Below are 13,080 nucleotides of genomic sequence, written 5' to 3' on the forward strand. Positions count from 1 at the left end.
ATAAAAAAAGAGGAACTTTTCAGTTCCTCTTTTTTTATTTACAGCTATTATTTACCTATTTGAATAAAATCTTTTTAGTTCCAAAGTTGGTGTTATCTGTATACACCTTTAGAAACAAAATACCTGTTTGCACATTTACATGTAAGTTCATTGTATTGTTCCCTGCAGAAAGTAATTGTTTCTTGTTATACACCACTTTGCCAGTAACATCAAATAGTAGTACAGAAGCTTGTTCTGGCTTTTCACTATAAACTAATACTTTAAAAGCACCTTTTGACGGATTAGGATATACTTGAAGGTCTTTGATTACTGCGTCAGTAGTTACAATCCCTGAAGACTTTGAAGAAGTAACATTAATAGTTACTTGTGCCGTTGACGCATCTCCGGTTGCATCAGTAAGTATATAATTAAATTTATCTACTCCTGAAAAACCATCGGCAGGAGTATAGAGTACAGTGTTTCCATCTAATTCTAATTTACCTCCTAAATCTGTATAAGTTCCAGAAAGTGATATTGGGTGGGTTGCATTAGGACCATCTGTTCCGTAACTATCTACACCAGATCCATTATCATCTAATATATAGATCACATTTTCTGAGCTATTTAGGATAACCGAAACGATGTCATCTTGCGCTATTGGTAAACCATTTGTGTTATCTGAACTTACTATTACCGTTACAGTAGCTGTCGCTGTATCACCATTTCCATCTGTAATTGTATACGTAAAGCTATCTGTTCCACTATAGCCACTTGCCGGAGTGTAATCTACCTTTGCTGTATTAACATTTATAGTTGCTCCATTAGTGTTGGTATTAATAGTTAGAGCATTTGCGTTTGCTGCTCCATCGAATCCAAAACTATCATTAGCTAGCACATCGATACTAGTTATACCACTGTCTTGTGCTACGGTTGCAGTATCATCATTTGCTGTTGGTGTATCTATTTCTATTACCGTTACCGTAACAGTAGCCTTGTCTGCATCTCCGTTTAAGTCTGTAATTAAATAACTAAACGTATCTATACCAACATAACCAGCCATTGGTGTATACTTTACAGTTGTTCCGTCTAATTCTAATGCTGCTCCTTTATCTGTATAAAATGCTACAAGTGATATGGGATGACTAGCATTAGCGCCGTCTGATCCGTAACTATCTGCTCCCGATCCATTATCGTCTAATATAAAGATTACATTGTCTACACTATCTTGTATAAAGGTTACTGAATCGTCTTTTGCTGTTGGTAAACTATATGAGCCAACCGTTACCGTTACGTTAGCCGTAGATGCATCGCCATTTCCGTCTGTAATTGAATACGTAAATATGTCTGTTCCACTAAAACCAGTTGCTGGAGTGTAATTTACCTTTGCATCATTTACAGCGATGGTTGCTCCATTTGTATTGGTAGCATTATTAATGGTTAACGCATTTATCGTTGCTTGGCCATCTGAACCAAAACTATCATTTGCTAGCACGTCGATAGTTGTTGCAGTACTGTCTTGTGTTACACCTACAGTATCGTTTTGTGCCGTTGGTGTATCTATTTCGGTTACGGTAATTGTTACTTGTGCAATCGAGGTAGCACCATTTGCATCGGTAATCATATAATAAAAATGATCGACTCCTACAAAACCTGTATTTGGTGTGTAAACAATCACATCATCTAATGGACTATCTGTTGAATTAGTGTCTACAATTATTATTCCTTGTTCACTTAGGCCGGTTAGCGTTCCATCTGTCATGGTTAATCCATTATCTATTGCGCCATCTATTCCAAAGTCATCAGCTCCAGATCCGTTGTCTGCCAGAATATCAATATAGTTAGCGGTACTATTTTGTGCTACCGTTACTGCATCACTTTTAGCCATTAACAAACCATCTATTAGAACTGTTGGAGCTACGATTATCGTTACAGTTGCGCTTGCTGTATCACCACTGCCATCTGTAATTGTGTAGCTAAAGGTATCTGTTCCGCTAAAACCAGAAGCTGGGGTATAATCAACTTTATTATCATTAACAACCAGCACTCCTGATTCAGCAGTTATTCCTGGAACAGTAATTGAATTTGATCCTGCTGGTCCATTTGAACCAAAACTATCATTGAATAATACGTCAATAGGGTTTGATGCACTATCTTGTATTACATCTACTGTGTCTGCTAGCGCTGTGGGTGTTGAAATTTCTTCTACTGTTATTATTACCTCTGCATTTGCTGCATCACCATTTAAATCTGTAATGATATATTTAAAACTATCTATTCCTACGTAACCCTTTTTTGGTGTATATTTTACTACATCTCCAACTAATTCTAATTTTCCTCCTAAATCGGTATAAAATCCTGTAAGTGATATTGGATGAGTTGCGTTAGGTCCGTCTGTTCCATAACTATCATTAGTGACAACCGTAAAAAGATTATCTTCACTATTTTTCATCACTATACCTGTATCATTTTGAGCTGTTGGAAAATTATTTGTATCCATAATATATACAGTTCTACTTTTAATTGTTACGTTATTACTGCTATCTGTTGCCGTATAAGTTACTGTGTAGTCTCCAGGAATATTTACATTCAGGTTATCTGTGGTAACTAAGGTAGCTGAACAATTGTCTGCAGTAGTCGCACCCAAATCTTTATATGCTGTGAAGGCAGCATGGTTTACATTATCTGTACCATTTAAAGTAATGCTTGGGGCAATATTGTCTTCAACGGTTACAAAAGCTGTTGCTGAAGATGAATTACCTGCAGTGTCAGTAATTGTTAAAGTAACTTTGTTTCCTGAACCTCCAGAAATTCCACCTGCCAAATCAACAGATGAGCTAGTCCAAGTTGATCCTTGAATAGCACCCACATGATCATTCCCTGAAACATCTGTAAGATAAGTTCCTTGACCTTCTTCCATATTGTAATAAGCAACTAAACCATTTTCAGTGCCACTTAATCCAATATTGTAATTATTAAAAATTTCTTGATCTGTTCTAGCCACATTCCAAAGCCTTACTTCATCAATTTGACCTCGATGATATGCGTGGTATCCTGCATAACCGATTGTTAAAGGATCAACACTTGTTGCTGGATTTATACCTCCATTAGTTGTTGCAACTAAAACACCATCAATAAATAATTTAGTTAAAGCTCCCTCTTTAGTGGCCGCAAAATGATACCATTGTCCTTGATTAACTGTCTGATTTAATCTGACGGAAACACCGCTTCCATATTGCTGAAATAAGAACTCACCATTTGGATGATACCATAATCCATAGTTTCTTGGTCCTGAAGCTCCTTTTCCTACAACTCTAACCCAATCTCCGGGGTTGGTATCCATTTTAAACCAAGCTTCAAGACTCATATCTCCTGTGATTCTTAGGTCTTGATTGTCTTGAATGACTACATTATCATTTCCATTATAGTTTAAAGCAAAATTATTTGAACTAGAACCAGCAATATTTTCACAATCAAAATCAGTATTATCTAATGTCATTGTGTTCACGTTACAATTATCAGATGACCCGTTGTCAATCATATTTGGGGTAATAGAGGCATTACCAGATGCATCTAATTGTACAGTAATATTTTTTGTAATTGCAGTTGGCAGTTCAGAATCTTCTACAATAACATCAAATGTACTTGAAGAAGTTCCAAGTGTATTGGTTGCTGTCGCTGTTACGGTAGTAGTTCCAACTCCAAAAGTAGTACCAGGTTGGATGTCATATGTAATTACTGAAGCTGGAATAGCGGTAGTTTCTGTAGCGGCATAATTTACAATCGCACCACATACTCCTAAATCATTGTTTACTGTTATATTGGCAGGAACTGTTATGTTGGGAGCAAGACCAGATACAATAACGTTAAAGGAAGCCGAAGCTAAAAGTCCTGCGCCGTCTGTTGCAGTATGTGTTACAACCGTTGTTCCTATTGGGAAAGTAGCACCATCTGCAAAACCTGCAGTTAATGCAGTTATTACTGTACAATTGTCCGTTGCAACAGGTGTTGTATAATTTACTAATGCACCTGCTGTACTTGTAGCAATTACACTAATGTCGGCTGGAGGTGAAATTACAGGTGCAATTATATCAATCACAGTAATATTTGCTGCTGCTGTTCTGATATTTCCGTTAGAGTCGGTAACTGTTAGTGTTACTGTATTTGTATTTCCTAAATTATTACAGTCAAAATCTGTTTTATCTAGAACAATTGTATCAATGCCACAAGAGGCAGTGGATCCATTATTAATAGTATTTATCGTTATTGAAGCTTGACCATTTACATCTAATTCTATAACAGCATCCATTGCTATTGCATTAACGCTGCAGTTATTAACTGTGATATTGAATAATTGATTAATTACCCCTCTAGCATCCATGTGATGATGTAAGTCTTCTGATACAATTTTTACAGCGTTAATACCTACATCTGATGGCGTTGGAGTACCTGATAGTGTTGCAGTTCCATCGGCATTATCGGTTACACTTAACCAAGAAGGTAAATTAGTTCCGAAGATCATTAAAGAATCTCCATAAGGTAAATCTGGATCGGTTACTTTAATAGTGTAAGAATAAGGTACGCCTATATCTGCTGTTAGTACTGGTGTAGAGGCAAAAACGGGAGGTGTATTTACTAATTGACTCACTTCGTGGGTTGCTTGATCACCATAACTGTCTTCTGCTGTAAATATAACATGCCTATGACCCCATTGATCTTGTGTTGGTGTCCAGCTGAAAGTACCTGATGTAGGGTTATTGGAAGCAGTAGGTATAGGATTTAAAGAGGCGCCTGTATAAACTGAAACAAGATTTCCGCTCATGTCTTTACCTTGCATAGCAATAATACGCACTAAATCTGTTGGATCTGGATCTGAAGCCTGCACGGTGTACTGAATTAATTCGCCAGGGCTAACAATCGTATTATGTACGCCAGAAACTGGCGTAGGTGGTACGTCGAAAACAGGTTTTAAAGAAATGTTTATTGAAACACTTGAAGAAACTGTAACATTATTATTGTCTTTTGCTGTAAAATTAATTAAGAATTGTCCATACTGATTGGCATTTGGTGTCCAACTAAATTGATGATTTATTGGATTCGAAGTAGTACCAAATTCTGGAGAAACTGTTGAGTTAGACGGCATGCCTGAAGCTGAAATGCTTACAGAACTTCCTGAATCTGTATCAAATGCTTCAACAGGAAATGTAATGGTTTGTCCAGGAGAGATTTGATATGCAGTGTCATTAGCAGGTGTTTTTCCCGCGCTATAATCCCATTGAGGAGGAGTAGACTGCTTTGTAATTTCTAGAATAAAATCTACAAGAATTTCTGCTCCATCAGAATCGGTTATTACAACTGCGGCATTATATAATTTACCAATTGTTTTTCCAGTAGTATTAAATGTAGCTTCTCCATTTGAAGAGACTAAAAAATTCAAAGGTTGATTTCCTTCAAAACCATCTGCATTTGTTGCGAGCCTATACGTTAAAGCATTACCATCTGGATCTACCGCTGGGATATTAAATTTAGCTATTGTATTTTGTTGCACATATTGCACTGCGGGTAGCGAAGTTACAGGAGAACTATTTCCTGAACCAACATTCACCTTTGTATACACATACCATGGCTTATCTTTGTTATTCTCAAGTGTACTTATTTTACAGCAGCTACCGTAATAAACTTTATATTCTCCATTCGTTTTAAAAGTATAAGAAATTTCACCTGTGTAATAGTTTACACCGTTAGAACTCCCAGTTAAGTTTTCTGGAATTTTACCAATAAGTTCAGCTTTACCTCCACCTGTTGGCTGAAAACGAAGTTCAATATTTAAAGATCTGGTCCATGTACTTCGCCATCCACTATTTACTTTAAATATTACCGTTCTTCCTGTTGGGTCATTTGTGTCTACTCGATAACTAATATCTCCGTATCTAAAATGAGTGGCCAAAGCAGAACTCGTGAACAGAAAAAAGCAACATATAATTAAAAGGCTTTTTACGCTTTTAAATTGTTTTAATTTTTTAGTCATAGTAATTTTTTTTTTTTTGATTTTTTCTTAGTTACAATTCATATCTACTTTATTTTTTTTGTATACAAAAAGAGTAGTAAGACATGTTTATCATGCTGTATTTCTCTAGAAAATAATTTTAAGAGTGCATCATGAAAAACAAAAATGCTGCGAAATCAATGCTGTTTGGAATATATTCGTTAAAATTTGTGTAAAGTTTCGATTAATAACTCCGTTATAACGTTAAAAGAAAGCGATGTTGTAAAAAATAAAATTTGAATAAATTTTTTTCTATTATTTTTTTTAAACGCTCTTTTTTACAATAAGAAAATGCTATTTAATTGTAGTTTATAAAATTTAAATAGTACTTTTTCAAAAACCTTTTTCTGAGAATTTATTTTTACTAAACAGATAGATGTTTCTTTTCAATATACTCTTTTTGAAACAGATAGTTAAACATTAAAGTTTATTTTATAGGTTTCCACCTATTAAAATTAGTTGTTTAATTATTACATCTAAGTTGATAAGAAAGTTTAATTTTTTTTCCTTTTTTTTCTTTTATTAAATATAATCTTTTTGATAAACTCTTATCATAATGGAAAAAGAAACCTGATTTCTTTCATTGTTAAAAACAAAAAAAACCAAGAACTTACGTTCTTGGTTTTTTTAAAGGTTTTGTAGCGAGAACGGGATTTGAACCCGTGACCTCAGGGTTATGAATCCTGCGCTCTAACCAACTGAGCTACCTCGCCATTGTTTTTGCGAGTGCAAATATAATTACTTTTTATAGATTGGCAACATGTGTTTTTAATTTTTTTTACATAGAATTAATACCTATATTGCCCGACTAACAAAACAAATAATGGAAAAAGTACAATTTGAATTAGAAATCCCTATTCATGCATCTCCAAACATGTTGTATCAATATATTTCTTCACCATCTAATTTACAAGAATGGTTTGCAGACAAAGTAAATTCTAGGGGTAAAGTGTATAGTTTTGTTTGGGAAGGTACCGAAGAATTAGCAGAGTTAATTACAAAAAAAGCCGGAGAAAGAGTTCGTTGGAAATGGTTAGAAAGCGAAGGAGATAATAGTTTTTTTGAAATTAAAATTCAAGTAGATGCCCTTACTAAAGATGTTTCATTAATTGTTACCGATTTTGCAGATGATGAAGATGAAGTTGAAGAGTCAAAACAACTTTGGGAAAATCAAATAGAAGAATTAAGACATACAATTGGTGCTTAAAAAATAAAGTATTATAGAAATTTAAAACTCAGCAAATTGCTGAGTTTTTTTTTGCATTATTTTTATTAAAATGTATTAATTTTGTAAATCTAAAAATAGATAGATGATTAATTTTAATGGTGAATTATTGTTTGAAGAAAATGTAAAATTATCTTCAGAGAATAGAGGATTTAAATATGGAGATGCAGTTTTTGAAACCATAAAAGTTAGTCATAAAAGAGTGGTTTTTTGGGAAGATCATTATTTTAGATTAATGGCTTCTATGAGAATGTTGCGTATGAAAATTCCGATGCAATTTACTTTAGAGTTTTTAGAGAAAGAAATTTTAAAAACTGTTGCTGTGCAGGAAGAAGCTTCATCTTTTAGAGTTCGATTAAATGTGTACAGAAAAGATGGAGGTTTGTATACACCAAAAACGAATGAAATAGATTATTTGATTGATGTTAAGGTAAATACGTATCAAACAAAAAATACGTACACGGTTGATGTTTTTAAAGATTTTTATAACTATTCTGGGTTATTGTCAACGATAAAGACTAATAATAGAATGGTAAATACCCTCGCAAGTATTTATGCCCAAGAAAATGACTTAGATAATTGTGTGTTAATCAATGAGAAAAAAGGAGTTGTTGAAGTTACCAATGCTAATATTTTTGTTTTAAAAGGAAATATAGTGAAAACGCCAGCATTAACTGAGGGGTGTATAAAAGGTATTGTGCGAAATAAAGTGATTGAAATTATTCTTAAAAACAAAGAATATACTTTAGAAGAAACAACTATTTCGCCATTCGAAATTCAAAAAGCAGATGAAGTATTCATTACAAATGCAATTATAGGTGTTCAACCAATAACGAATTATAAAAAGAAAAATTTCACAATTGATTTTGCGAATAAAATAAGTAAAAGTTTAAAAGTTTTAGAAGTAACTGCTTCTTAGTTAAGATTGATATCACTTGGCGCATTCGCCCAAAGTTTATAGTCACCTCCTTGTTGTAATATTTTATTTTTCCAAAGAGATTCCTCGTTTTTAGAAAAGATGTTTTTGATATCATTTTCTGAAATAAACCAAGAGTTTGAATTTAGTTCATCTTCAAGTTGATTTTTTCCCCAGCCAGAATAACCAAGAAAAAAACGAATATCATTTTTATTTAAAGATCCATCGCTAAGTAATTTTTTTAAGGATTCAAAATTACCGCCCCAAAATATACCATTATCTACTTTAATGCTTTCTGGTATTAATTCAGGCACTTGGTGCACAAAATATAAATTATCCTGTTCTACAGGACCTCCTTGATAAATAACAAAATCACTTTCAATTTCTGGTAATAAATCTTGGAGTGTATAGTCTAAAGGCCTGTTTAAAATAAAACCTACAGAATTATTGTCTGTGTGTTCTGTAATTAAAATAATTGCTCTATTAAAAGAGCTGTCATTTAAAATAGCGGGTTCAGCAATTAACAATCTACCTTTAAGAGGTTTTAAATGGGTCATAGGTAAATATAAAAAAAAATATGGAAATAAAAAAAAACCCTCTTAAAAAGAGAGTTTCTTTATCACTTCGAAAACAATATCTTAGTTTACAGCTTCGCTTAACCCAGCTCCTGCTTTAAATTTTGCTACATTTTTAGCAGCAATTTGGATTGTCTTTCCTGTTTGAGGATTTCTTCCTGTTCTGGCAGCTCTGTTAGATATTGAAAAAGTTCCAAAACCAACTAAAGCAACTTTGTCTCCACCTTTTAAAGCAGAAGTTACGTTACCTGTAAAAGACTCTAAAGCTGCTTTAGCTGCTACTTTAGAGATTCCTGCGTCTGCAGCCATTGCGTCGATTAAATCTGACTTGTTCATAATAAATAGATTTTAAATTAATTGAATATTATTTTATTTTGCTAATAATAGCTTAACAAATATAGACGGATTAAGGGTTTACGCAAATTTGCCCTTAAAAAAAGTAGGATTTTGTTGATAAATAGGTGTAAATTGTTAATAAAGGTAACATGTAAAATCAAAAAACTCTAAAAACCTTATAAATAAAGGGTTTATAGCATTTCTGCATCTTCAGAAAAAGTGTATCCATTTAACAAGCTTTTTGCATCCATTTTTTTCTTTCCTGAAATCTTAATTTCATCAATAATTAGGAAGCCGTCTTTAATAGCCACTTTTAGCTCTTTTTTAGAAGCAATTATTTTTCCTGTATTAAATTTATGTTTTTGTATTTCTTTACGAACAGCATAAATTTTAGCAGTTATTTCTTCATCATTATTTTTAATGCTTGTCCAAGCGGCAGGAAAAGGGTTTAATCCGCGTATCTGATTATAGATTGTATCTAAAGAATGTGTCCAATTAATTTTTGTGTTTTCAGGATTCAGCTTTGGAGCTGATTTTTCTTCAAGTTCTGGCTGTTTCTTGGTGGTAACATTTCCTTCAGAAATTAAATCAACAGTTTTTGTCACTAAATCGGCTCCTAAGAACATTAATTTATCATGCAAGGAACCAACAGTTTCATCATTATCAATCGAAATTTCTTTTTGTAGGATAATTTCTCCCGTATCAATTTTATCATCAATAAAAAATGTAGTCACACCCGTTTTTGTTTCTCCATTTATAATTGCCCAATGAATAGGAGCAGCACCTCTGTAAGATGGCAGTAGGGAGGCATGAAGGTTAAAAGTACCAAGTTTGGGCATTTTCCAAACGGCTTTTGGTAACATTCTAAAAGCTACAACAATTTGCAAATCTGCTTTTAAGTTTTCTAATTCTTGTTGAAATCCTTGGTTTTTTAAGTTTGTTGGTTGCAGAATTGTTATTTCTTTAGATAAAGCATATTTTTTTACAGCAGATTCATTTAGTTTTCTGCCTCTTCCAGCAGGTTTGTCTGCGGCAGTTATTACACCTACAATATTATAATGGTTTTCTACTAAATGTTTTAAAATGGTAACGGCAAAATCTGGAGTTCCCATAAAAACGATGCGTAAATCTTTCATAATTTTTATTTTAGGTGGTATTTATTTTGATGATTAATTCGTACTTTATTGTCTGATAAAAGTTGTCGCAAATGTATTAAAATGTCTTTTTCGTCTGCTTTTAAATATTGATTTATTTCTTGTGAAGTTAACTCATTTTTTTGTTCTAAAATGGATAAAATTTCAGAAGAGATATCCTTTTTTTCAATTCTTTTTTTTGATAAACAGACATCGCAAATACCACATTTTTTAGTGGATATCTCATCGAAATAGTCTAAAATTTGAATACTTCTGCATACTTTATTATTTAAAATATAAGCTAAAAAATCTTCTGATTTTTTTTCTTTTTGTTTTATAAAACGACTGATTTCTTTTGAAAATTTATTAATTGTTTTATCATCTTCTCTAGGAAGTAAGAAGCGGATTTCTGAGTCTGTTTTCACGCTATTATACGTGAGTATTTCTTCTTGCTCTAAACGTTCTAAATTAGCAATTACCTGTTTAGAAGTAGTATTGCTTTTCTTTGCTAGTAAAAATTCATCTATTTTAACTTCTTGTTTAAATAAACCAGTATAAGTTCTTAGTAATGTGTCTATAAGGTTTTTAGTATAGATATTATTTATAGTGTGTGAAATGATGTTTTTACTACTTGAAGTGAAAATTACAGTAGATTTTTGATTGTAAGTATTTGTTAGTTCTAAGACGCCATTATTGGATAATATTTTTAAAACAGCATCTACTTTTTTAGATGTGAATTTATAGATTTCAGAGAATTCTAAAAGATTAAAACTATAAGAATTTTCAGTAATTTCTCCATTTGAAATTCGAAAATATTGATACAGTTTTTTGTGCACTTCTTTGATTTCTAAAATACTTGGCAAACCTTTTTTTATGTGCTCTCTATGAATGGCAATATCATTTTCGTTTTTTAACAAAACAGCAAAAGATTTTTTTTCATTTCTGCCCGCTCTTCCAGATTCTTGAATATAATTTTCGATACTAAAAGGCAGGTCAAAATGAACCACAATTCCCACATTAGATTTGTCAATTCCCATACCGAATGCATTTGTTGAAATCATAATTGGTGTTCTTTCTGTCATCCAATTATCAAAAGAAAGTTGTTTTTCTTTCACTGATAATCCACCATGATAAAAACTACTTTTAAAATTCCTTGCATTTAAAAATTTTGTAAGATCTTCGGTTTTTTTCCTGGAGTTAACATAAACAATGGCTGGCGATTTTGTTTTTGTAAATATCTGCGTTAACCTCAATAATTTATCTTCAACGTTAAAAACTTGGTAGGCTAAATTTTCTCTTGCAAATGAATTTCTAAAAATTACTGGATTTTTTAATTCTAAATTTGAAGAAATATCTTCTAGAACTTTTTTATTTGCTGTAGCCGTAAGTGCAATAAAATTTACATCGGGTTTAATTTGTTTTAAAATCTTTATGTTTCTATAAGATGGTCTAAAATCATGTCCCCATTCAGAAATACAATGAGCTTCATCAATGGCAACAAAAGAAATATTTAATTCTTTAATTTTTTGTTGCATAAAGATTGACTGCAACCTTTCTGGAGAGATATAAAGAAACTTAATGTTGCCAAATTTAATATTATCAAAAAGTGTTATAATTTCATCTTGAGAAGAACCAGATTTTATCGTTGTGGCTTTTATATTACGCTTTTTTAAGTTTTCTACCTGATCTTGCATTAAAGCAATTAATGGAGAAATAACCAAACAAACACCTTCTTTAACGATACCAGGAACTTGAAAACAAATAGATTTTCCTCCACCTGTTGGCAATAAAGTAATCACATCTTTCTGCTGTAAAACAGCTTTTATGATGTCTTCTTGAGGTCCTCTAAAAGAAGAGAAATTCCAGTGTTTTTTTAATATTTCTTTGGCAGAAATCATAAATCGCAAGAAAGCGAATGAAGGATGAAATTTGTTCTTTCGCTAACGGTGCCAAATGGAACGTTTATAATTTTGTAATCTAAGTCAGCGTAGGCTTTGGTAAGAAATTTATCAATTTTTTTAGACTCTTCAAAAGTTTCATAACGTTCATTATCCTTGGTATGTATTTCTTCCCAGGGAGAAAAATGAAAAATTAAATCATATTTGTATTGTTTGCTTTTTTCTAAAAATAAAGCAGGATAGGTTGTTTTAAAATAATTTAGATACGCATGTATGTCTGGAATTCCTCTATCCAAGAAAATAATATTTTCTTTTCTATTTTCAGCTAGTAAATATTGTTCTTCCCTTCCTTCAAGCAACATTTCACTAAATAACAGAGGTTCAGTTAAAAAGAGTTGTTCTATTCCTTTTTTTTGCGCTTTTAAAATTACTTCTCTTGAAACTTCATCAAAACAGAAAAAATCTTTTTCTCTCAGTTTATTTAAAACAGTAGATTTCCCAGTTCCTGGTCCTCCTATTAAAACAATTTTTTGCTGATTTTTTTGCAAGCTATTTATCTTAGAATTATTATTTTTGATTTTTACTTCAAATGAAAGTTTTACAAAAATAAATCATTCGCTTCATAAAACTAATTTTTAATGTAATTTTGTGAGTGGTTATTTTTAAATGAATAGAAAAGAAGTTCAATTATGAGCGATAAAAAAAATATTTTTTATACTAAATTAAAAGCGCAGTTAGACGATACGACTAATTTTCCAGCTGATTATATGTATAAATTTATTGTTCCTACTGATGAAAATCAAGCAGAAGAAGTGCATAGTTTGTTTAATAACCAAGGAGCAGTTATAAAAACAAAAAAATCGAAAACAGGAAAATATATTAGTGTTTCTATCGTATTAAAAATAGAAAGTGCTAATAAAGTAATTGAATATTACAAAAAAGTAGAAAAAATTAAAGGAATTATATCATTGTAAA

General features: G+C 32.0%; 9 protein-coding genes and 1 tRNA gene. 3 read left to right on the forward strand and 7 right to left on the reverse strand.

Annotated features, from left to right (window positions below; genetic code table 11):
• Nucleotides 1–55 precede the first annotated feature (55 nt).
• Entirely contained in the window at nucleotides 56–6,004 is a 5,949-nt protein-coding gene (locus ATE90_RS04310; RefSeq protein ID WP_101450908.1) for an Ig-like domain-containing protein, read from the reverse strand.
• A 657-nt stretch (nucleotides 6,005–6,661) separates the two neighbouring features.
• A tRNA-Met gene (locus ATE90_RS04315) sits at nucleotides 6,662–6,735 on the reverse strand.
• 110 nt (nucleotides 6,736–6,845) lie between these two features.
• Between ATE90_RS04315 and ATE90_RS04320 the strand changes: the two genes are divergently transcribed.
• Together ATE90_RS04320 and ATE90_RS04325 are read left to right on the forward strand one after the other, a co-directional pair.
• Nucleotides 6,846–7,229 (forward strand): START-like domain-containing protein, encoded by a 384-nt coding sequence (locus tag ATE90_RS04320; RefSeq protein WP_036786856.1) that lies wholly within the window; start codon nucleotides 6,846–6,848, stop codon nucleotides 7,227–7,229.
• A 103-nt stretch (nucleotides 7,230–7,332) separates the two neighbouring features.
• Nucleotides 7,333–8,166 carry an aminotransferase class IV gene (locus ATE90_RS04325; protein ID WP_101450910.1) on the forward strand — a complete coding sequence of 278 codons (834 nt, stop codon included), beginning with the start codon at nucleotides 7,333–7,335 and terminating at the stop codon, nucleotides 8,164–8,166.
• On the opposite strand, the gene ATE90_RS04330 is transcribed toward ATE90_RS04325, so the two are convergent.
• The 5 genes from ATE90_RS04330 to ATE90_RS04350 form a co-directional block, all read right to left on the reverse strand.
• Nucleotides 8,163–8,720, reverse strand: coding sequence for a YqgE/AlgH family protein (locus tag ATE90_RS04330; protein ID WP_036786852.1), 558 nt, complete (start codon nucleotides 8,718–8,720; stop codon nucleotides 8,163–8,165). The genes ATE90_RS04325 and ATE90_RS04330 overlap by 4 nt on opposite strands.
• Before the next feature lie 81 nt (nucleotides 8,721–8,801).
• On the reverse strand, nucleotides 8,802–9,074 hold the full coding sequence (locus ATE90_RS04335) for an HU family DNA-binding protein (protein WP_036786850.1): 273 nt from the start codon (nucleotides 9,072–9,074) through the stop codon (nucleotides 8,802–8,804).
• Nucleotides 9,075–9,265: 191 nt separating this feature from the next.
• Complete coding sequence (fmt, locus tag ATE90_RS04340; RefSeq protein WP_180335169.1) at nucleotides 9,266–10,210, reverse strand: methionyl-tRNA formyltransferase; 945 nt, start codon at nucleotides 10,208–10,210, stop codon at nucleotides 9,266–9,268.
• A gap of 5 nt (nucleotides 10,211–10,215) precedes the next feature.
• Nucleotides 10,216–12,105 (reverse strand): RecQ family ATP-dependent DNA helicase, encoded by a 1,890-nt coding sequence (locus ATE90_RS04345; protein ID WP_101450913.1) that lies wholly within the window; start codon nucleotides 12,103–12,105, stop codon nucleotides 10,216–10,218.
• Entirely contained in the window at nucleotides 12,102–12,653 is a 552-nt protein-coding gene (locus ATE90_RS04350; protein ID WP_036786843.1) for an AAA family ATPase, read from the reverse strand. The genes ATE90_RS04345 and ATE90_RS04350 overlap by 4 nt, the downstream gene beginning before the upstream one ends.
• Before the next feature lie 141 nt (nucleotides 12,654–12,794).
• Between ATE90_RS04350 and ATE90_RS04355 the strand changes: the two genes are divergently transcribed.
• Nucleotides 12,795–13,079, forward strand: a complete 285-nt coding sequence (locus ATE90_RS04355) for a DUF493 family protein (RefSeq protein ID WP_036786841.1) — start codon at nucleotides 12,795–12,797, stop codon at nucleotides 13,077–13,079.
• Nucleotide 13,080: the final 1 nt, after the last annotated feature.

Source organism: Polaribacter sp. Hel1_33_96 (assembly GCF_002846595.1).
Taxonomy (GTDB): Bacteria; Bacteroidota; Bacteroidia; order Flavobacteriales; family Flavobacteriaceae; genus Polaribacter.